General features: G+C 32.8%; 21 protein-coding genes. 16 read left to right on the top strand and 5 right to left on the bottom strand.

The genetic code is table 11. The features are described 5' to 3' along the window. The first annotated feature begins 12 nt into the window (after positions 1-12). Together HM982_RS13500 and HM982_RS13495 are read left to right on the top strand one after the other, a co-directional pair. The gene (locus tag HM982_RS13500; protein WP_179353771.1) at positions 13-849 is read left to right on the top strand and encodes an SDR family NAD(P)-dependent oxidoreductase; all 837 of its coding nucleotides are present in this window, start codon (positions 13-15) and stop codon (positions 847-849) included. A 628-nt stretch (positions 850-1477) separates the two neighbouring features. Then, positions 1478-1900: a hypothetical protein gene (locus HM982_RS13495; protein ID WP_179353770.1), complete on the top strand. Its 423-nt coding sequence runs from the start codon at positions 1478-1480 to the stop codon at positions 1898-1900. 341 nt (positions 1901-2241) lie between these two features. Here the strand turns inward: HM982_RS13495 and HM982_RS13490 are convergent, their stop codons facing one another. Next, positions 2242-4374, bottom strand: coding sequence for an FISUMP domain-containing protein (locus tag HM982_RS13490; RefSeq protein ID WP_179353769.1), 2133 nt, complete (start codon positions 4372-4374; stop codon positions 2242-2244). Between the two features lie 398 nt (positions 4375-4772). Here HM982_RS13490 and HM982_RS13485 point away from each other — a divergent pair, with 398 nt between their 5' ends. The 6 genes from HM982_RS13485 to HM982_RS13460 all read left to right on the top strand — a co-directional run bounded on the left by HM982_RS13485 (position 4773) and on the right by HM982_RS13460 (position 11655). Next, positions 4773-5849 (top strand): hypothetical protein, encoded by a 1077-nt coding sequence (locus HM982_RS13485; protein WP_179353768.1) that lies wholly within the window; start codon positions 4773-4775, stop codon positions 5847-5849. A 481-nt stretch (positions 5850-6330) separates the two neighbouring features. Further along, entirely contained in the window at positions 6331-7755 is a 1425-nt protein-coding gene (locus tag HM982_RS13480; protein WP_179353767.1) for a TlpA family protein disulfide reductase, read from the top strand. A gap of 318 nt (positions 7756-8073) precedes the next feature. Continuing rightward, positions 8074-8832 (top strand): GGDEF domain-containing protein, encoded by a 759-nt coding sequence (locus HM982_RS13475; RefSeq protein WP_179353766.1) that lies wholly within the window; start codon positions 8074-8076, stop codon positions 8830-8832. 4 nt (positions 8833-8836) lie between these two features. Further along, the gene (locus tag HM982_RS13470; protein WP_179353765.1) at positions 8837-9727 is read left to right on the top strand and encodes a nucleotidyltransferase domain-containing protein; all 891 of its coding nucleotides are present in this window, start codon (positions 8837-8839) and stop codon (positions 9725-9727) included. Between the two features lie 10 nt (positions 9728-9737). Further along, the gene (locus HM982_RS13465) at positions 9738-10340 is read left to right on the top strand and encodes a Cap15 family cyclic dinucleotide receptor domain-containing protein (protein ID WP_179353764.1); all 603 of its coding nucleotides are present in this window, start codon (positions 9738-9740) and stop codon (positions 10338-10340) included. 736 nt (positions 10341-11076) lie between these two features. Continuing rightward, positions 11077-11655 (top strand): hypothetical protein, encoded by a 579-nt coding sequence (locus HM982_RS13460; protein ID WP_179353763.1) that lies wholly within the window; start codon positions 11077-11079, stop codon positions 11653-11655. Positions 11656-11877: 222 nt separating this feature from the next. Here HM982_RS13460 and HM982_RS13455 read toward each other — a convergent pair whose 3' ends face one another. Next, entirely contained in the window at positions 11878-12627 is a 750-nt protein-coding gene (locus tag HM982_RS13455) for a hypothetical protein (protein WP_179353762.1), read from the bottom strand. A gap of 236 nt (positions 12628-12863) precedes the next feature. Between HM982_RS13455 and ribB the strand changes: the two genes are divergently transcribed. Genes ribB through HM982_RS13430 form a run of 5 tightly spaced genes read left to right on the top strand, consistent with a single transcriptional unit; the run spans position 12864 to position 16296 of the window. Next, positions 12864-13526: a 3,4-dihydroxy-2-butanone-4-phosphate synthase gene (ribB, locus tag HM982_RS13450; RefSeq protein ID WP_179353761.1), complete on the top strand. Its 663-nt coding sequence runs from the start codon at positions 12864-12866 to the stop codon at positions 13524-13526. After that, positions 13527-14102, top strand: a complete 576-nt coding sequence (locus HM982_RS13445) for a Crp/Fnr family transcriptional regulator (protein ID WP_179339047.1) — start codon at positions 13527-13529, stop codon at positions 14100-14102. It begins immediately after the preceding gene. Positions 14103-14120: 18 nt separating this feature from the next. Beyond that, entirely contained in the window at positions 14121-14864 is a 744-nt protein-coding gene (locus tag HM982_RS18460; RefSeq protein ID WP_218849843.1) for a hypothetical protein, read from the top strand. Positions 14865-14902: 38 nt separating this feature from the next. Further along, positions 14903-15052: a hypothetical protein gene (locus HM982_RS13435; protein ID WP_179353760.1), complete on the top strand. Its 150-nt coding sequence runs from the start codon at positions 14903-14905 to the stop codon at positions 15050-15052. 8 nt (positions 15053-15060) lie between these two features. After that, positions 15061-16296: an ATP-binding cassette domain-containing protein gene (locus HM982_RS13430; RefSeq protein WP_179353759.1), complete on the top strand. Its 1236-nt coding sequence runs from the start codon at positions 15061-15063 to the stop codon at positions 16294-16296. 47 nt (positions 16297-16343) lie between these two features. On the opposite strand, the gene HM982_RS13425 is transcribed toward HM982_RS13430, so the two are convergent. Both HM982_RS13425 and katG read right to left on the bottom strand, forming a co-directional pair. Beyond that, entirely contained in the window at positions 16344-16820 is a 477-nt protein-coding gene (locus HM982_RS13425) for an ankyrin repeat domain-containing protein (RefSeq protein ID WP_179353758.1), read from the bottom strand. Between the two features lie 74 nt (positions 16821-16894). After that, complete coding sequence (katG, locus tag HM982_RS13420) at positions 16895-19120, bottom strand: catalase/peroxidase HPI (protein WP_179353757.1); 2226 nt, start codon at positions 19118-19120, stop codon at positions 16895-16897. Positions 19121-19330: 210 nt separating this feature from the next. Here katG and HM982_RS13415 point away from each other — a divergent pair, with 210 nt between their 5' ends. Continuing rightward, the gene (locus HM982_RS13415; protein ID WP_179353756.1) at positions 19331-19573 is read left to right on the top strand and encodes a putative signal transducing protein; all 243 of its coding nucleotides are present in this window, start codon (positions 19331-19333) and stop codon (positions 19571-19573) included. Between the two features lie 141 nt (positions 19574-19714). Here HM982_RS13415 and holA read toward each other — a convergent pair whose 3' ends face one another. Further along, complete coding sequence (holA, locus tag HM982_RS13410) at positions 19715-20719, bottom strand: DNA polymerase III subunit delta (protein ID WP_179353755.1); 1005 nt, start codon at positions 20717-20719, stop codon at positions 19715-19717. 140 nt (positions 20720-20859) lie between these two features. On the opposite strand from holA, the gene HM982_RS13405 reads away from it, so the two are divergent. Beyond that, positions 20860-21309: a type I restriction enzyme HsdR N-terminal domain-containing protein gene (locus HM982_RS13405; protein ID WP_179353805.1), complete on the top strand. Its 450-nt coding sequence runs from the start codon at positions 20860-20862 to the stop codon at positions 21307-21309. Continuing rightward, positions 21310-22302 carry a glycosyltransferase family 2 protein gene (locus tag HM982_RS13400; RefSeq protein WP_179353754.1) on the top strand — a complete coding sequence of 331 codons (993 nt, stop codon included), beginning with the start codon at positions 21310-21312 and terminating at the stop codon, positions 22300-22302. Positions 22303-22366 lie beyond the last annotated feature (64 nt).

Genomic DNA, 22366 nt, shown 5'->3' with positions numbered 1-22366 from the left:
TAAAATTATCATATGAAAATACAAGATAAAGTAATTTGGATTACTGGCGGATGCTCTGGTATGGGGTTAGCTAGTATGGAATTATTCCTTAGTAAAGGAGCAAAAGTAATGGTTACCGATATTAATGAGGAAAAAGGAAAAACCCTCACATATGAATACGGGGCAAATGTTATATTTTATAAAGCAGATATGACCAAAACCGACGAATTGCAAGCCGCCGTAAATGGTGTCATGAGCAAATGGGGAAGACTAGATGTACTTTTAGCCTGTGCAGGAGGTGGAGGACTTACGTGGGCTTTACCAATGGCGCCAACTCCAGAAAGCGTTCAATCTGGCGGGTCATTTAATTGGCAGTACACTAACGAAGGACCGGGGTCTTTAGAAGCCTTTGTTAAAGACATAAACATTAATTTAATTGGTAATTTTGACGCTGGTAGATTAGCAGCTTTCGAAATGATGAAGAATAAACCTAATGAGAAAGGAGAACGCGGTGCTATTATCTTTATATCATCAATATCAGCAAATAAAAGACATTCTCCAGGATTTAACTGTGGTTATGCTTCTAGTAAAGCAGGTTTGTTAGGCTTAACTAAAGAAATGTCTGTGAATTTTGCACCAGGCGGCATACGAGTTAACTCCATACTACCGGGATTTTTTGACACCAAAATTGTAGAAGAAATTAAAGGTATTGCTGGAGCTCAGTGGCAGGAAGCTGCAATTTTCCCTAAAGAACCAGGAGATCCAAAATGCGTAGCTACAATGGCAACTGAAATCGTAGAAAACTACTTTGTGAATAACGCTACCATAGAAGTTACAGCAGGATTTACAGCAACAGCAAGCTATCAATAATTATAAAAAAAAGTAATCCAATAAGTAAGATGGTATTAAGACAGCAGTTAAAACAGTCAAATTTGTAGATTAAAATCATATAACATGATATATATAATTGGTGTATTAACACGCTTGTTTTTATCATCCTCTATTGTATTTGGTCAAGCTTTGGTTAAGCTTATTCAATGGCTCAAAAGATGGCAAAAACCAGAGCCAATAATGGTAAAAAAGTAAGCGCTATTGCATATATGCTATGCCATCGATATCTGTTAAACCAATCCTAAAAGTAAAAACCAATGCTTTTATAGCATGTTCTAACTATTAATTTAAAAACCACCTAGCAAAAGCCTGGTGGTTTTTAGCGTTTTATAGGGTTTTGTTTGTTATAACTCAAGCATTACGGTTTACCGTAAATTATCTAGAACAGAAACTTTTAACTTAGCCATGATTTAGAGACATATACGTACAACTACGTATAGCTATATTCATAAATATAATTAACTTTAACACGCCTAATTTTTAGGACAAGTAACTTTTGTTATATCCCGCTAAATTTATAGGATATCACTTATAAAAGTTATGATATAACGAGTTGTGTGCAATTTGAGCGGTTCACAACAAAAATTAATAATTAAAAACAAAACAAATGAAAAAAATGTTTATGCTGTTCCTTTTAATTGGAACTTTATTCTCTTGTTCTTCAGACGACTCTGAATCAGAAACAACTACAACAACTGGAGGAACAACAACTGGCGGAACGACAGCCACTGTAAATTTAACTGTAATAAATAGCTCAAATGATGCGCAATCTGGCTATATTGTAATGATTTTTAATGAAGAAGTGCAAGAAAATCAGCCATTACCTGAAATTTTATTTCAAGAAACTAGTAATTCTGAAGGAAAAGTTAGTTTTGATTTAGAAGATTATGTAATGCAAAATGGTAGTGGACCATATTACTTTGAAGCTTTTTTAACGGTTTCAAATGGTTTTTCTTTAGAAAGTATTACTCATCCTTCTTTAACAGTTGAATCAGGTCAAGTTCGTACAACCTCAATATTAGTAAACTAAATTAAATCGTGAATCGCTCAATCACAACGAACAAAAACTGCACACAACAACGTGTATAATTAATTGCTAGGTTCTTCCCTACTTGCGAATATTCCTGCGGAATATTCACGGGTTCGTAAATGTTTACTAATTTAGTTGCTAAACCAACGGTGCACAACACCGTTAAATAATAGAGCACCAGGTGGAACAATTGCATAGTAGAACAAAGCAAACTACATTAAAATAAAAATAGTGTCACTTTAGAAAAAAAAAAATTAAACCTTTCACAAGTTATATTTACTTATGAAAGGTTTTTATTTGAAAAATTTTATTAGTGATAAATAGTTTCGCTAATTTACTTTTTAATCAACAATACATTTACACGAAAATTTAAAATCAGAATTAGGGCTACCAAAACTAACATTTTCAGAACCACTATTAAGTACTATTGTAGACCCATCTGAAGCCCACCAATAACCAATCCCTCCCATATTACCTGATGAGCCACTTGGTGGTGGATAAGTAGTCCAATTTCCTCCCGGAAGACCATTAAATCCACTTTCATTGGTAGCACCAACATTAGGCGTATTCCATAAATCTGTAGATTTCATTTTTCCTCCAGCAATATCGATTCCTCCTAAGGCATCAAAAAGAGATTGCCATTCAGTAGAACTAGGTAAATGAGAGCCTGGAGGGCAAGCACTAGTAGCTGCTGCATAATCATAAAGTTTCCCATAAGTCTCACAGTTTTCATCATTATTATCGTAACACATACTATTATAACTGTCATAATTCATATTATCAACAAACCAACAATCACCTCCAATTTGTACGGTTTGATAGACTTTTCCATCTCTAGTATCAGTAAATACAGTACACGCTCCAACAGAAATCATCTCTATTTCATTTCCATTTATAAAATCATTTTCAAAATCAGGCTCAATTTCTATTATTGATTCTGACTCTCCCATCAACAAATTCAAATTTATTTTTCCTTCTGAATTAGTTTCCTTAACACCAAAATCACCTACCAATTCAGCGTCACCTTCCAATAAATTCACATTAAAGGGTAAATTTTCTGCAGAAACCCACTCATTAACATTTAAAAATTCACTTGTAGTAAGTCCTCTATCAATATCATATTTCTCAACTAACTCCTTAAATTCTCTTGTATATGGAAATTCACTCTCTGGAGTACCAGTAAAACTCATCATATCTGTATTACCAATTTCCTGTAAATAACCAAAAGACACGCCATTATCAAAATATCTATTTTCTAGTACCAAAATGTTTGACCCTCTATAATCTCTCGTCATAAAAATTAATTCGGAAATATCTAATGCATCATTTAATAACCCTAATGATATACCTATTAAAAATTTAAAAAATTTCTTAACTACAGTTCCTGTTGTACACTGATTTACACTGTTAAAAAACTGAAGACCTGTACTCTTAAGATGTTGTAACATATCATCATTTGTAGGCACCTCATTTGTAATTAGCATATTTGTTACAAACGTAAATTGTTGCGCATAAAAACTTGCAATTGCTTCATGACACTCATTTGAACCGGCAGTAGTTTTCAAACCAGATGTTAAAACAAGACCTACTGAAGTAGCTGCATATTGTCTTTTAAATCTATTTTCAAGCATAGTATTTAGCTCTTCATTATACGAAAATCCATTAGACAATAACACCTCATAATTTCCATCTTCTGAAAGGTTAAAACTCTGTACAGGATCACTTAGAGGAGTAGAAAATTGATCTGAAATCCAATTAGCTATAGATTGAGTATTAAATTCTAAATTTTTTGTCTTAAGTAATTCTGGTCCAAAAACGATTTCATCCGTTTCTAAATTTTTTATGGTCATACCTAAAGTAGAAAATAGAGGCACTTCTTCTACCCATTCAATAGTTCCATCTCTCTTGTAATCAAACTGAAACTGAGCTACTACGTCATTCGCTCCACGTCCAGTAATACTTGTTATACTACTTTGCGAGAGTTCTCGTAAAAAATCAATAAAATCAGGGTTTTCTAAAACAGGTAAGCCTGCATTTAAATTTTCTAAAACCACCGTTTTCATTTGGTCATAGCTATCATGAGAAGTCAATAAATTTCTTAAATCTTGATGCTCCCATCCCCTTATTGCTATATTAGGATATAGCATCGCGAAAAATAATATTATATCATCAGTAGTGACTTTATTAGTTGCTAATGTATGCGGAAAATACCCATAAAGTAATGTTTCATTTTTAACAAAAAGCACGGGCAAATCTTCGATGCCATTATCCTGATAAGGATTTTGAAAAGTTCCATCCGCTTCTATTTCTATATCATTTGAAGCTGATAAGGCATTTACATCACTGTAGTCAAAACCATTTAATCCTTCAATTTCAATTTCAATATTTTCTGGCGGAGCTTCAATTTGAATATTTTCATCTTTATCACAGCCTAAATATAATATCACAAATAATCCTAAAATAATTTTTTTCATAATTTATAATGCATTGATTAATAACAATCCAAATCTATATAATAACCATAAGGGATAAAATACCCGCTATTGGGTATTTTTACAATAAAGTTCTAATGTATTAGTGTATGTTCTATGAAAGACTTATTAAGGTGGATAAATAAAGCTATATTTTTAATTAAGAAAAAAAACTAACAAAATGCTAATACATAAATTTTTTAAGTTGAGAATACTTATCAATTTTAAATAACTATATACATATCATATCTTGCTAGTTCTAGCCTACTTACAAAAGTCCTCGCAAATTTTCTATTCGGTTTTTATTTGCTAAATTACGTGCCTAACCACGCCACACCCGAGCGCAGCGAACAGACGAAGTAAACCATACACAAACACGTTGGGCATAATTAAAACGAACATTGAGAAAGAAAATAATATTTATTGGAATTATAATTTTAGGGGGGTATCTTTTGTTTAAAATTTTAGGGATTATTCTTTTTAAAACTAATGAAAACAGACCAATAGAATTAATTGAATTTAAACCAACTGAAAGTCTTAAAGTTCAAACTTCTAAACCCGTTTTTTACTATTCAGAAAGAGAATTGTTTTTCTCAAAAAATGGAGATTTAAATTTGGAAAAACCTATTTTCAAAGGTGCTGTAGGAGAACGATTTTATGACAACTATGTTTTTGTATCACCAAACTCAAATTTTATAGCCTTTAAAAGTGAAAATCAAATTATAATTATTGACAATAACGGAAAAGAAATAAAAAGCATACATCCAATTCAAAATCATATTTTAGACAATGATAATGCTTTTTGGGAATCTGAATTTCAATGGAGTAAAAATTCAGAAAACTTATTTCTTATGAAACATAATGAACTAAAAGAAGCAACGCTTTATTCGTTATCGGTAAACACTAAAGAATTAGTCCAAATGTGTAACCTGAAAGAGCAAGCAGTACATTTTTATATAAGTCCGAATCAAAAACAATTGTTTTATTCAACTTATGACAATAAAGGGGATAGATTATTTAAGAAATATGATTTAGTTAATGAAAAAGTTACTGATACAATTAATAGGACAAAAGATTGGAAATTAATAACTCAAGACTCAATTTTTATTAATTTCAAAGCAAACGTTAAAAGCAAAAAATTGAACAAATATATTGGTCAAAGTAAAAATGATACTCTTTGCAATATATATTTAACCGAAAACGGCTCAGAAAAACTAATCTTCAAGGTAAAATGCGGATTTGATGCATTCAAAGGCAGAAAATTAGGAGCTTTAGAACATAACAAGAATATTTTTTTACCAAACAACAGATATTTTTTAACAGAATTATATTCTAAAAATAAGAATGGAACTATCATAATTGACACCAAAACATTGGAATACAAATTTTATAAAAAAGAAGTTAAAGCTTACTTTTCAAATACAAGAACAAACTTTGATAAAGTACTATTTACTTGGGGAGAGTTTATTGCTGACTAAAAATAACTATGCCAACACCGTATAAAATTAATTGCTACTTCTCGTCTGCTTACCAACCCCAATAGCAATCAAGACGCAAATTTGCTATACCGTCGATATCTGCTAAACCAATCTTAAAAGTAAAAAACCAATGCTTTTATAGCATGTTCTAACTATTAATTTAAAAACCGCCTAGCAAAAGCCTGGTGGTTTTTGGCGTTTTATAAGGTTTTGGTTGTTATAACTTAAGCATTACGGTTTACCGTAAATGATCAAGAACAGAAACTTTTAACTTAGCCATGATTTAGAGACATATACGTACAACTACGTATAGCTATATTCATAAATATAATTAACTTTAACACGCCTACTTTTTAGGACAAGTAACTTTTGTTATATCCCGCTAAATTTATGGGATATCACTTATAAAAGTTATGATATAACGAGTTGGCAACAAGCAAAAACCAATCAAGAACTACATAATCATTTATTTCTAAAAACAATGAGCAATCATAAAACAAACTATCTTTTAATTATCTCAATTTTAGTTTTATCGTGCACAAATAAAGTAGAAAAAAAGCTCAATAATCTTAATGAAGAAAATAATGTAGAAATCGTTACTCAAAAAATACACTTGAATATTTCTAATATTCCTAAAATTCAGCATCGTGTAAAAATCGGGATGAATGGAACCAGAACTGATAAAAGTCCAGCCTTTACCTATAAAACATTTAACAATACAACTGTCAATGAAATTGAATATGATAAAAGAGATTCAGCCTTAGTCAGAGAATTTGATCTAGATACCATCTTTTTGAAACTCAGATATAATCCGGGGAAATCAATAACGTATATTCTGAGAAGAGGAGACTCAGCTTATATAGATTACGTAGATGAGAAACCAATTCTAAATTTAAAAAATAGAGTTTTAAAGAAAAATGACTTGGAATTAATTCTACAAACAGCTGAATTTGATAGTGCAAATGATCCTATGAACGGAATATTTAACCCTTTCAAACTTGATAGAAAGAAGAGAATAGATAAAATGAATGAAAGTTATGATAAAGTGCTATTTACTATTGATTCTTTTTGCGATAATGATTTAATTTCCAATGCGGAATATTCTTATTTTCAAAAAAAATATACCTATAAGAAAGCTGCTAACCGAAGTGAATTTGATATTGATCAATTTAAAAACGAAGATCTACATATCAAAGCATACAAAGATTATTTGAGGAAATTCGTCTTTGAAAACTTAAAGGTTAAAACGGTATCTCTGGGAAATGGAATGGCAAGAAATTTTCTTGAAAGTTTTGATTTTGTTTATTCAAAAGATTATTTCTCGAAGAAAAATAAAAAAATTCTTCTAAAGGAAGCTTTAAAAAATATTAAAATAGATCATCCGAAATCGACATTTGATGATAGGTTGGTAAAATACAACCTATTATTTCCAGATGACAAATTTAAAGATGATGAAAACGACACATCATCAATTTTAGGGCTTGTTAAAGATGTTCAATTGACTTCTTACAATATGACAACCACTACTTTAGGTCAAATATTAAACCAAAATAAAGGTAAAATTGTTTTTATTGATTTTTGGGCAAGTTGGTGTGCCCCTTGTATAGATGCATTTTCATCATATGAATATCTTAAAAAAACGTACAGTCAGGAAGAAATAGTTTTTGTTTTTATTTCAGTTGATACCTATGAAAGTAAATGGGTGACAGCATCAGACAATAATAAACTAACCAATAGCTATTTGGCAACAAATTATCCTGAAGCAAAGTTTTACCAAGAATCAAACATTAGAAGTTTCCCTAGATATTTGCTATTCAATCAAGAAGGTGAATTGACAAAAAGCAAAGCGCCTGCACCAGATGGGGATTTACTAAAGGCTTTTTTAGACGAATTATTGATAAAATAATGTGGTTTAATGAACAATAAGAAAATAACAAATGTAAGAACAACAATTAAACATCAATTAATTATTAATTAGAAGCTGATAACTTTATAAGTTGAAAATAATGCCAGTTGCCAACAACGTATATAACTCATAGCTAAGTAGTTGCTAAATCAAAGTTAAGGCATATTTGGAAGTCGCCAAATTTTTAAATTTGACGATTTCTAATAAAAAAATAAAAGTGAAATTTAAAAATCTGGCTTGTGCTCAACCGAAAAATAATCGCTAATTTGCACGCTACGAGCCATATACAAGACCGTTAGGCAACATCTGAAGAAACCAATGAAATATTTAAGAGACTCATTTATTAAATTTAAAAAAGATGCCCTTTCAAAGGCTTTTTACGACTCGTTAAAATATTTGATTTTTTCGGTTTTACTTGTAATTGTTCTAAAATATATTCCTGTAGTAAAAGAGTGGCTTAAAATAGAATTCAATTTAACAATATGGTCAATTTTATTAATTTCATTATTACTTGTTATAGCGAGTTTTTTACTTTCTATTTACCTGTTTAATAGGAAACTAAAAGCAATACAATCTGAAAATCAAATAGATAACTTGACAGGTCTAAAGAATCATAAAGCACTTGAATTAGAACTTGTAAGAATAGAAAAAGTAAGAAACACAAAAGAAGAACCTATTTCCTTAATTCTAATTGACGTTGACGATTTTAAAAAATTCAATGAAGAAAACAGTTATAAAATAGCTGATAATATTTTATCAAAACTAGGAAACTTATTAAAGAAAGATGGTCGTATAACAGACGAAACTTTTAGATACTTTATGAGAGGAGACGAGTTTTTAATTATAGCAAAAAAAACTACTATTTCGAATGCTCAACTTGCTTCTGAACGTAAGAGAAAATTAATAGAAGATTCAACATTCAAAGTTGACAAAGACAGCTTTAACCTTACTGTTTCTTGTGGAGTAACCGAATTTAACATTGGGGAAACAAGAGAAGTAGTTTTTGAAAGGTTAAATCAAGCCTTGCAAAAAGCAAAAAAGAAAACAGGAAAAAACAACACCAAAATTATTATTTGATTGTATGGCAAAATTTACAGAAGACCAATTAATAAGCTACACTAAACCACCTAGTAAAACTGAAGAAACTAAACTTAAAAATTCAGAATCTAGTGTTAGAGATGCAATAAGCTCAAATGAAAAATTAAAGAAAAAATCAACTGAAACGTTCGGTCAAGGTTCTTACGCCAATAAGACTAACGTAAGACTTAATAGCGATATTGATATAAATGTTTGTTATACAGGTGGCTTCTTTTATACTCTACCAAAAGAAAAAACAAAAGAGGAACTTGGTCTTACAAATCCAGCTACATACACTTATACGGAATTTAAAGATGACGTAGAACAAGCTTTAGTCGATAAATTTGGAAGGTCTGATGTAAAACGTAATGACAAGTGTATTACAATCGTTGCTAGTTCTACAAGAATTGAAACAGATGTTGTCCCAACTTGGGAGTATCGTAGATTTAAAAATAACGGGAGTTATACAACTGGCACTAAATTTAGAACAGACAAAAGCAAATGGATAGAGAATTTTCCAAAACAACATATTGCAAATGGTATAGACAAAAATTCTAAAACTTCAAGAAGATTTAAAAGACTTACTAGACTACATCGAAAGTTGCGTTATAAAATGATAGATGATGGAGAAAATGTAAGCGATAACATTACTTCTTTTCTTTTAGAGTGTTTGGTTTGGAATACCCCAAATAGAATTATGAACGATTATGATACTTGGGAGAAAAGACTTAAAGAATCAATAAATTACATTTATCAGAACACTAAAGAACAAGTCGACTGCAAAGAATGGGGAGAGGTTTCAGAATTGTTCTATCTTTTCCATTCTGAAAGAAAATGGTCTTATTCAGATGTAAATAATTATATGCAAGAATTATGGAATTATCTAGAATACTAAAACTCAAAATATGATAAAATATAATATTAGAATTTATGCTTTTACAATAATAGGTTTAGCTTTCATTGTTTATGGAATCATATTTTTAATTACTCAAAATCTAGATAGTATTAATTTCACAAAAGCTTTAAGCCATATATCTACTGCTATTTCTGTAAATATTATACTTTGGTTAATATTTATAAAATGGTTGTGGAAATGCAAAATATTTTATCCTTGGTTAGTGCCATTTCCAAACTTATCCGGAGAATGGGAAGGAACATTATTATCAAACTATAAAAACAAAAGCCTTGACCCAATACCAACTGAAGTAAAAATCGAACAGAATTTTTTCAATATTCAGATTAGCATTAAAACAGGAGAAAGTACTAGTTATAGTACGGGAGCATCTTTCGATATAGATACGGAAAGAGGTCTTCAAAGACTATTTTATTCTTATCAAAATACACCTAAACGAAGTGTAAGAGAAAGAAGTGAAATACATTACGGAACAACTTTATTGAGTTTTGACGGTTTCAAAATTTCTGAAATGGACGGAGAATATTGGACATCAAGAGAAACTACAGGGGAAATCGAACTGAAGAGAAAAAACGTTACTAAACAACGTATATAGCTAATAGATAGTTAGTTGCTTAATCGAAGTTAAGGTGTATTTGCGAAGTCGCCAATTTTTTATTTTTGTATATTTAGAACATTAAAAGATAAATATAAAAAATAAAAATTTGGCTCGTGTACAATCCGAAAGTTTAGCGTCTATTTATACGCTACGTTTCATATACAAGACCGTCCCAAACAATTCCATAAAACTTAGCGCTATTCAATAACGTAACGCAACAAACTAAAACACCTCCACTACCCCAATCTTCCTACAAACATTTCAAAACCGTAATCCCCACACTATCTTTAGCATTTAAAACATACAAAAATCCGTAGTAGTAATACCAAACTCAAACAAAAACGAACGAAAATTTGACGTTAATGGGGAACTTGGAGGAATGAGACACAAAGCAAAAGCCTGGTGGTTTTTGGCGTTTTATAGGGTTTTGGTTGTTATAACTTAAGCATTACGGTTTACCGTAAATTATCTAGAACAGAAACTTTTAACTTAGCCATGATTTAGAGACATATACGTACAACTACGTATAGCTATATTCATAAATATAATTAACTTTAACACGCCTAATTTTTAGGACAAGTAACTTTTGTTATATCCCGCTAAATTTATAGGATATCACTTATAAAAGTTATGATATAACGAGTTGGCATTCATTGCTAGAAAGGAAGATGGATAAAGAGTAAATATTCAAAACAGAAATTGGATTTTACATTAAATCAAAATGATATAAGATATGAGAATACACAAAGACACATATCATGCAATAGTACAAAGCGTTATAAATGAGTATGACGAGCGTATAAAGACGACAATTGAAGTCATTGCACCAATGAATTATTTCAGAAGTAATATGTATGCTAATGTTATGGATATTACCAAAGACTTAATGTATAAGAGAGAGTATATCTACGACAGATATGACTATCCTGTACACACAATGAGTTATATAACAGGTGTTCATAACAAAATCATAAAAAGACTCTGTGATTATACTTATGATAAATGTTATGCCTACCGAAGCAACAAAGTTGACTGTGAAACAGAAGTGAAAACGATGTTTGATGTATCAGAACCTTTGGAAGATCAGCATGGGATAACAAGAAATGGAATCTTCATACCTGCAACTTTCGTAATAGGAAAATTTCACTATCCAAAAATCAATAAAAAGCGTGAAGATTATACTTGGAAAGAACAAGCAATGTCAGATGCGATTGACGCTTTAGAAGAAGATGAAGATAGAGGTAATATAGATATACCATATTTAGGTTTGCCTGACGATGAACAAGATATTGGACATTGGAATTTAGATTAACAAAATTAACACGAAAAAACAACGAAATGCCAACACCGTGTATAATTAATTGCTTTGTTCTAGCCTACTTGCGAAAATTCCTGCGGAATTTTCACGGGTTCATAAAAGTTTGCTAACTTAGTTGCTTAACCACGCAACTAACCATACACAAACACGTTGCTAGCATAAAAAAGAAATTAGGCTCTATTCATAAACTAAAACACCTCCACTACCCCAATCTTCCTACAAACATTTCAAAACCGCAATCCCAACACTATCTTTAGCATTTAAAACATACAAAGCCCCATCAACCTCCTGGTAAAACCGTACACCAAGCACACATAGCGCAGTACCCAAACCATTGGGCAACGTATCAGGCGTTAAAACCAAAGTAGACCCCGTATAAGACCGCTCTAAAACCAAAGGAGGAGCCAAATGCAAGGCATAATTTAAATGGTTAAAATCAAAATCCAAAACCCCATACGTCAGCGCCATATGGGTAGCACCATCCGCAAAGCCTACCTGCGCTATGTTAAAATCAGAAATGGTCAACGTATAATCACTGTTAGAAATACCAAACTCAAAAGGTAAAACCTGCCCTACCTTGCAAGCCGGTGTATAACTAAACTGCTCTAATAATTGCAGCCCTTGCGCCTGCCCTAGCCCTTCAGCAACAACACGTTTACCGCGTTTGTTGATCGTATCTAAAGCCTTAATACGCGTAAACAAGCCCATCAAACGACTATGAAAATGCGAAAAAGTATACCCCCTATAAAACGGAGTCAATGCCAATCTAAACGCTTTATTCACTGCAGAACAATGCCCAAACTCATCAGCATTTTCGCGTACGCGCTGCATGCTAGCCTTGTTCTTTATCGCTTTTTTAGTAAAACCACCACCCGCTTTGCGTGCAATCGGTTTGCCATTCAAATAATAAAAATTAATACCATTTAAGGTCCCTACTAAAGGAATAATTCCAGTCTGCTTTGCCATACCACCAAAATTTAAGTTAAACACCTACAATACAGCAATATACAAAAAATTATAATACAGGTTATAGCGTGGTTATAGCATACTTATAATAAGCTTAAAACAACCTTATAGCATGTCTGAAGCCAACTTAGACCAAAGCAAACAACTTATAGTAATAAAAAATCGATTTATTGACTTAAGTCAAATAATCTGACTTTAGACAGTATTAGTTTTGCCTATCAATAATAAAAACAAAAATGGTACTTACAGAAATAGAGACGTTAACAACATTTAATAAAGACAGTCAACAACGCTTAGAAAAAGCCCTAATACACCTACAAAACGGAAATGGAATAGTCCTTATGGATGATGAAGACAGAGAAAATGAAGGAGATTTAATATTCTCTGCTCATACCATGACGAATAACCAAATGGCACTCATGATTAGAAAATGCAGTGGTATCGTTTGTCTTTGCTTACCGAATAAAAAAGCAGATGCGTTAGAACTACCTTATATGGTCAAAGAAAACACCAGCAGTTACCAAACCCCTTTTACCATTTCAATTGAAGCAAAGGAAGGCGTTACCACAGGGGTTTCTGCTAAAGACAGGCTAACAACTATTAAAGCAGCTTGTAAAGAAAATGCGACAAGCAACGATTTAGCAAAACCCGGTCATATCTTTCCTTTAAGAGCAAAAAACAATGGTGTTTTTGAAAGACAAGGTCATACGGAAGGCAGCGTCGATTTAATGAAATTAGCAGGCTTACAACCAGAAGCTGTACTGTGTGAATTAATGAACGATGATGGAACAATGGCAAAAATGGACACCATTTTAGACTTTGCAGATGAGCATAATTTAATAGTACTATCTATACAAGATATTATGCATTATCGTAAATTTGTAAGAGACTACAAATAGATGACAGACACTATAGAACTCACTAATTTCATAAAAAAGAATATAAATATTGATGATGAAGATTTAAAAATCGTGTTGTCTTATTTTAAAACAATTAAAAAAAAGAAAAACGACATTTTGCTGTCCCATGGAAAGAATAGTCAGGTGAGTTATTTCGTAAAAAAAGGCTGTTTAAGGCTTTTTTACATCAATGAAGAAGGAAAAGACGTCACACGTTACATCGCCTTCGAAAATCAATTTGCTACAGAACTGGTGAGTTTCATTACCAATGAACCGGCACAAGAAACAATTCAGGTGATTGAAAACAGTGAACTTCTATACATCACTCACGATGATTTTAGACATCTTATGACCATTGTTCCTAAATGGAAAGATTTTTATAGCATCTATTTAGAAAAAGCTTATGTCAATAATGCGAAAAGATTAATCTCTTTTACGACACTAGATGCAGCAGAAAGATACAAGCAATTATTCAAGATAAACCCAAACATTGTGAAGCGTTTACCAAACAAAATTGTAGCCTCTTATATCAATATATCACACGAAACTTTAAGTAGAATCAAGTCTAAAATTTGACACTAAAATTTATAAAACATGAAATACGCCGTATTACTCCCATTATTCTTACTACAAATGATTGTTCATGCACAATCGGCTGATACCCTTACCAGCATTGAAAAAGCGGATGACAAGTTGTTACTAACCATCGTTCTTAAACACGATCAAAGTATGAATTTAAATGAGATTGAAAAGATAAAAACCGATCAAGCATTTTATGAAAATTTCCCATCAGAAGGTGTATCAGTTGTGGATTGGTATGTGGTAATGGGAATTGGTCAGATGGTAGTATTAGAACTTCCTGCTTCCAAATTAAGAACGGTGAATGTGGCGCTTGAGAAAACGGCTTGGAAAGCTTTTAAAACAGAATTTTATACCACGTACAATTTGTATCCTATTATTGAACATAAATTGAAAAATAAGTCAAAAGTAACGCTAGATACAACACCCAGTTCTGAAAAAGAAGATGACAAGTTGTTATTAACCGTCGTTCTTAAACATGATCAAAGTATGACTTTAAATGAGATTGAAAAAATAAGAACAGATCAAGGCTTTTATGAAAATCTCCCTCCAGAAGGGACTTCTGTAGTGAATTGGTTTGTAGTTATGGGACTTGGTCAAGTGGTAGTGTTAGAACTTCCTGCCTCTAAATTATCCGCTGTGAATTTAGCAATTGAAAGAACGGCATGGAAGGCTTTTACAACAGAAATTTATCCAACGTACAACCTATATCCTATCATAGAAAATAAATTAAAGAATAAATCAAAGGTAGAATACTAGAATTTCAGAGACCATTAACGATCAAAAAAATAAAATCATTGAATAATCGACAGCACGCCATAAATGCAATCGAGAAAACCATTTATAATTTGCTAGCAACGGTTACAGCCATTGAATCAGCGTTAAAGAACAATGGCTATTCACATGAATTAGGATTAGAAACAGCTCAAATATTAAAACACTTCTAACTCGACTAATGACACCATCACATCACCACTATGCCATTGAAGACACCACGCAAGCACCACAAGCGCATTGGCTACCTAAACTTCTTAACGGCGACTATAAATTACCAGGCTTAGAAGGCAAAAAAGGGCTGCTGTTTTCCAATACCGTTTTAGAAAACTATATCGAAGAAGAAGAAAAACATGATAATTTTAAGTTAACCTCCGGACTAAACCGAAGCATTAGAACATTATCTTCAGGGGAGCAGAAAAAAGCATTGCTGTCGCATCTACTCCAACACAACCCAGATTTTATAGTCCTAAACAATCCTTATGAAACCTTAGATAAAGCATCGGTAGCAGAATTAAAACAGCAATTAATAGCCTTGTCTAAAAACATACCAATCGTCTTTATTTTCAACAGACAAGATGATTTATTACCAATAATCACCCATATCCTTACATTTCAAAAAGCCAAGCTTAAAGCTGTAACCCCCATAAAAGACTATAGCTTTAATAACATGGAGTTCGTTTTTAATAAAGACATCCCACCCGCAATAACAACCTACACCAATATTCCAGAAGTACTCGTTGAGCTCAATAATGTCAATGTGACTTATGAAGAACGTCCCATTCTAAAAGACATCAACTGGACGATCAAAAAAAAGGAGTTTTGGCATTTAATAGGGCCTAATGGCTCTGGTAAAACCACCTTACTAGCTATGATTTATGGGAACAACCCCAAAGGTTACGGCCAAGACCTCTACCTCTTTGGTAAGAAAAAAGGCGGCGGTGAAAGTGTTTGGGATATCAAACAAAAGATAGGCTATATCAGCCCTGCAATGTTAGAATTATTTAAACGAAGCCATACCGTAGAGCACATGATTATCTCGGGCTTTTTTGATAGTGTTGGCCTATACCAAACACCATCAACCCTACAAATACAAACGGCTGCGCAGTGGATGGAGGTCCTCAATTTAACGAAAGAAAAGAACACCTCTTTTCTTAAGTTAGCACCAGCAACCCAACGTTTAATATTAATCGCAAGAGCAATGATTAAACATCCGCCTTTATTAATCCTAGACGAACCCTTAATTAATGTTGATGATGAAGGTAGAGCGCTTATTTCGGCTTTAATAAATAAAATCGCCAAGGAAAGTGACACCAGTATATTGTTTGTAGCACATCGTGATGAGGCTAACATCCACCCTGATTTCACCTATGAATTGCACCCCTCGCCTCAGGGTTCCACAGGTGTCCAGAAATAATATCTAACCCAATGCAGCAACACCATTTACAATGCTCTAGACTATTATTACGATTCTAAAACCGAAACAATCGCCGTAAATCCTTTGTCTTTCGCATAATCTAAAGCTGTTTGACCTTCATTATCTTTTACGGCCTTATCCGCATGATGCTCTAAAAGGAGTTCTACAATGGCTAATTTATTATACTGTGTTGCAAAGCTTAAAGCGGTTGTACCGTTATTATTTACAGCGTTTACATCCGCGCCATGAGCTATTAAAGTATTTGCTAATGCTGTATTTCCTTTAAAACTAACGCCTATCAATGGAGTATTTCCCGAAGCATCCTTTTCATTAACATCGGCCTTATTTTGAATTAAAACGTCCGTTATCATTTCATTATCAAAATAAGTAGCTAAAATTAGCGGCGTAAAACCACGTGCATCCTTTTCACTTAATAGTTGAGGACATATATTTAAGAGCGCTTTTATTCTGTCAATATCATTCAAACGAATAGCCTCAAAAAAAATATCTTTATCTTTTTTCATATTCTATGATTTAATAAAAAAGGAATGCACGTTAATAGTCCATTCCTTTTTCAAAAGATTAGTGTTTATAATTATTAAATATCAAATCGACCTAAATTCATCACTTTAGACCAAGCAGCAACGAAATCGGTTACAAATCGCGCTTTACTATCATCTTGTGCATATAATTCTGAATAGGCACGTAAAATAGAATTAGAACCAAATACTAAATCTACACGAGTTGCCGTAAATTTTACTTCACCGGTATGACGGTTTTGAATGTCATAGGTACCATTGTCCTTAGATTTCCATTCGTAAATCATATCCGTAAGGTTAACAAAGAAATCATTAGTTAAAGCCCCTTCATTTTCTGTAAATACACCGTGTTTAGTACCACCATAATTGGTGCCCATAACACGCATACCTCCTACTAAAACAGTCATTTCTGCTGCCGTTAACCCCAATAATTGAGTTTTATCTAGTAGCATTTCTTCTGGACTCACCACATATTCTTGTTTCTGGTAGTTTCTATAACCATCTGCTAAAGGCTCTAAAGATTCAAAAGATTCCACATCAGTCATATCTTGTGTTGCATCGCCTCGTCCTGGAGCAAAAGGTACATTTACAGACATACCTGCATTTTTAATGGCTTTTTCTACACCAACATTTCCAGCTAATACAATTACATCTGCAACACTAATTCCGAATTCAGTTGCAATTGGCTCTAAAACCGCTAGTACTTTTTCTAATTGAGCAGGCTCATTACCTTCCCATTTATTTTGAGGTTCTAAACGAATACGCGCGCCATTAGTTCCGCCTCTAAAATCTGACCCTCTATAGGTTCTAGCACTATCCCAAGCCGTAGAAACCAATTCTGATATACTTAAATCTGTACTTGAAATCTTAGCCTTAACAGCCTCTACATCATAATCATAGTTTCCTTTCGGAATTGGGTCTTGCCAAATTAAATCTTCCTGAGGTACATCTGGTCCAAACCAACGGTCTTTTGGTCCCATATCACGGTGTGTTAATTTAAACCAAGCACGTGCAAAAGCATCTGAAAACGCATCAAAATCATTCATGAACTTCAATGAAATCTCTCTGTAAATAGGGTCCATTTTCATAGCCATATCAGCATCGGTCATCATTGGGTTAAGCTTTGTTGTTAGATCCTCAACATCTACAGGCTTATCGTCTTCTTTAATACTTACAGGTTCCCATTGATCAGCTCCCGCAGGACTTTTTACAGATTCCCATTCGTGATTAAATAACATTTCAAAGAAACCATTATCCCATTTTGTAGGATGTGTAGTCCAAGCCCCCTCTAAACCACTAGTCACCGTATATCTACCTTTACCAGATTTTGTTGGGTTAGACCAACCTAAACCTTGCGCATCTACATCGGCACTCTCTGGATCAGGACCTAAAATACTAGCATCGCCATTACCGTGTGTTTTACCAACCGTATGACCACCTGCCGTTAACGCCACCGTTTCTTCATCATTCATCGCCATACGTTTAAACGTCTCACGAACTTGTAAAGCTGTTTTTAAGGGGTCTTGCTTACCATTAACACCTTCTGGATTCACGTAAATTAAACCCATTTGTACGGCAGCCAATGGATTTTCCATCGTATCTGGACGATCAACATTGTCATAACGCTCATCACTTGGAGCTAACCATTCTTTTTCGGCACCCCAATACACATCTTTTTCTGGATGCCAAATATCTTGACGGCCAAAGGCAAAACCATAGGTTTTTAAGCCCATGCTTTCATAAGCTATAGTTCCAGCAAGAATAATTAAATCGGCCCAACTTACTTTATTGCCATATTTCTTCTTAATAGGCCACAATAAACGTCTCGCTTTATCTAAACTCACATTATCTGGCCAAGAATTTAAAGGTGCAAAACGTTGATTACCGGTGCCACCACCACCACGTCCATCAGCTAATCTGTAAGATCCAGCAGCATGCCATGCCATTCTAATCATCAATCCTCCATAATGTCCCCAATCTGCAGGCCACCAATCTTGAGAATCAGTCATAAAATCATGTAAATCTTGTTTTAACGCGGCTATATCTAATTTTTTTAGTTCTTCTTGATAATCAAAATCTGCTCCTAGAGGGTTAGTTTTGGTGTCATGTTGATGTAAAATATCTAGATTTAGGGTGTTTGGCCACCAATCGGTTACTGACTTTTCAGTGGTAGTGATAGCACCTTGCATAAAAGGACATTTACCTGTACCTGATCCGCCATGTGGATTTAATTCTTCGTTTTCCTTATGTATTGAATCCGCAGAATTATTAGTTGAATTTTCCATATATTATAATTTGTTAGTGATTTTCTTTGGTAAAAGTATAATATAATGAAATCCTAATAGAAGATATGATATTTTATTATCTAATATTTCAATAGTCAAAAACTATTACTTAATACAAACTCATAGTTATAATAAATAAAATTGTGAATTATTTAGAAAAAATATCAATAAATTTTCGTAACTTTTCTTAAAAATTAAAACCTATTAATTATGAGCACTACAGAATATACAAAAGTTTATTATGGTAATTTTATTTTAGTTACACGTATTAAAGAAGAATTACAATACGCAGGAATTGTTCCTATTATTAAGGATGAAGGCGAATCGCAGCGCCTAGCTGGTTATGGTTCTATGAACCAAGGTTTTCAAGAGGTTTGGGTTCATAATGATGAGTTAGAAAAAGCTATGGTCGTAGTAAATCTTACAAAGTCGCAAATGGAAAAGACCTCTTAGTTTTTATGAGTTTACAAGTATAATTTAGTGTTAGTCTTAAGTTTTTTTTAAAATAAAATCTTAAGACTTTTCATTTGAAATCTATGCATTGGAAAGCAAAATTCAACCAATATCGCTAAATAATTAAAACCACAAATAAAATCACCCTAAAATCTTAACCAACAACTCCTTAAGCAAGTCGCCTTGAGGTACTGCATTAGCACCAACCCCTTTACTTTTAACATCAAATTCTCGTAATACACCAATAATGTAACTGACCTTTTTCATGGGGTAATTTCTAGCAGCTTCAATATATTCATTCACAAAATAAGGGTTGACCTTTAAAGCTGAAGCTACACTTCTAGGGTTTTTATCAGTCATACCATGAAGCTGTAATAACTGCGAAAAGAAACCAAACATTAAAGCAACAGTTACAACGAGAGGATTATCCTTAGGATTCTCACCAAAATACTTCGCAATCTGATGTGCTTTAAGTGCATTACGCTGACCAACAGCTTTTCGGAGTTCAAAATTATTATAATCTTTACTAATACCTATGTTAGCTTCGATATGTTCTGGTGTAATCTGCGTTCCTTCTGGTAATACAATTTTAAGTTTATTGAGTTCATTATCAATTTTACCTAAATCAGTTCCTAAAAACTCCACTAACATCTGTGCCGCTTTAGGGGAAATATCATAATTCTGCCCCGCTAAAACACGTCTAATCCAATCAGAAACTTGGTTTTCGTATAGCTTTTTACTTTCAAAAACAACACCGACCTTTTTAATCGCTTTGTATAACGCTTTACGTTTATCTAGTTTTTTATATTTATAATTTATAACCAGAACTGTTGTGGGTTGCGGCTGAGCTGCATAGGATGCTAATTTCTCAATAGTCCGACTTAAATCCTGAGCTTCTTTTACAATAACCACTTGACGTTCTGCCATCATTGGGTAGCGCTTAGCATTACTCACAATATCATCTATGGTTATATCCCTTCCGTAAAGTGCCATTTGATTAAACCCCTTTTCAGCTTCATCGAGCACATTATCCTCAATATAATCTGATACCTTATCAATATAATAAGCTTCCTCACCCATTAAAAAATAAATAGGCTTAAGGTCTCCCCTTTTTATTGCAGCTACTAATTGTTTTACGTCGTCCAAAGTTTAAAAAATTCCAAGTTTAAGAGTTGTAACCTCCAAATCGCTAGCTACACTACTGATGTATACTTACAGATTTTGAGATATAATCATTGTGATTTTAATATTCTACTTTAACTTTGAAAAAAATCGATTATACACTAGTGCAAGAACTCAATTTTCCAAAGTTTGAATACCGTTTCAAAAGTACTGAAAATAAAATTTCTATTTTTGATGTCATTCGGAAAAAATTCATCATTCTTCAACCCGAAGAATGGGTAAGACAACATTGTGTTCATTACTTAATTACTCATAAAAAATTCCCAAAATCACTTATTAATGTCGAAAAAGAGCTGACCATTAACGGCTTAAAAAAACGCTATGACATTGTGATTTTTAATCCTGATGGAAGTATTCATTTAATTGTAGAATGCAAATCGCACCACATAAAAATAGACCAAACGACTTTTGATCAAATTGCGCGTTATAATTTAGTTTTAAATGCCACCTTTTTAATGGTTACTAATGGTTTAAATCATTATTATTGTGAAATGGATATGGACAATGAACGTTATTCGTTTCTAAAAACTATTCCAGATTATAAACCTCAATAAATGCTTAAAACAAAAGATCTTGCGATAGTTATCTTAAACTGGAATGGTAAAGATTTACTAGAACAATTTTTACCATCTGTTCTCACTTATTCTGATGATGCTGTAATTTATTTGGCTGACAATGCTTCTACAGACAATTCTGTTGCTTTTGTTGCTAAACATTTTCCTTCTGTAAAAATTATTAAAAACACCAGTAATGGTGGCTATGCCAAAGGCTACAATGACGCTTTAAAATCAGTAAACGAACCACTACTTTGTTTATTGAATAGCGATATTGAAGTGACAGAAAACTGGCTTCAACCTATTATTTCAGAATTTAATACCAATGCAGATACTGCCATTATTCAACCTAAGATTCTAGATTATAAAAATAAAACCCATTTTGAATATGCTGGTGCAGCTGGTGGCTTTTTAGATAAGTATGGTTACCCTTATTGCAGAGGACGTTTATTTGATACTATTGAAAAAGACAAAGGACAATACAACACTACAGAAACAATCTTTTGGGCTTCTGGCGCTTGTCTCTTTATTAGAAACACCGTTTTTAAAACTTTAAATGGTTTTGACGCCTCTTATTTTGCACATATGGAAGAAATAGATTTGTGTTGGCGTGCTTTTAATAAGAACTACATTACAAAATATGTAGGTTCATCAACCATCTATCATGTTGGTGGCGCTACTTTAAATAGTGCAAACCCTAAAAAAACCTATTTAAATTTTAGAAATAGCTTAGCCACATTATTTAAAAACACAGATGCTAATTTGGCTGGTAGAGTTATAACTAGGATGCTGCTAGACGGTATTGCTGCTGCTCGATTTTTACTCCAACTAAAGTTAGCATTTTTCTTTGCTATTTTTAAAGCACACTTAGTATTTTACCGCAATTTACCACGACTTTTAAAGCAAAGAAAGCACTTACCAAAGCGCTCAGGCTATTACAAAATAAACAGTATTGTCTGGTATTATTTTATAAAAAAGAATAAAACCTTTTAATTTAATTAAAACTGTTAAAATTTATGTTAATCGTTGTCAACTCCTCTATTCTTTTCCATAATTT

The sequence above is a fragment of the Winogradskyella vidalii genome (genome assembly GCF_013403955.1).
GTDB classification, from domain to species: Bacteria; Bacteroidota; Bacteroidia; order Flavobacteriales; family Flavobacteriaceae; genus Winogradskyella; species Winogradskyella vidalii.
Note: the sequence above shows the minus strand (reverse complement) of the source record. Positions and strands in the feature narration are given on the sequence as shown.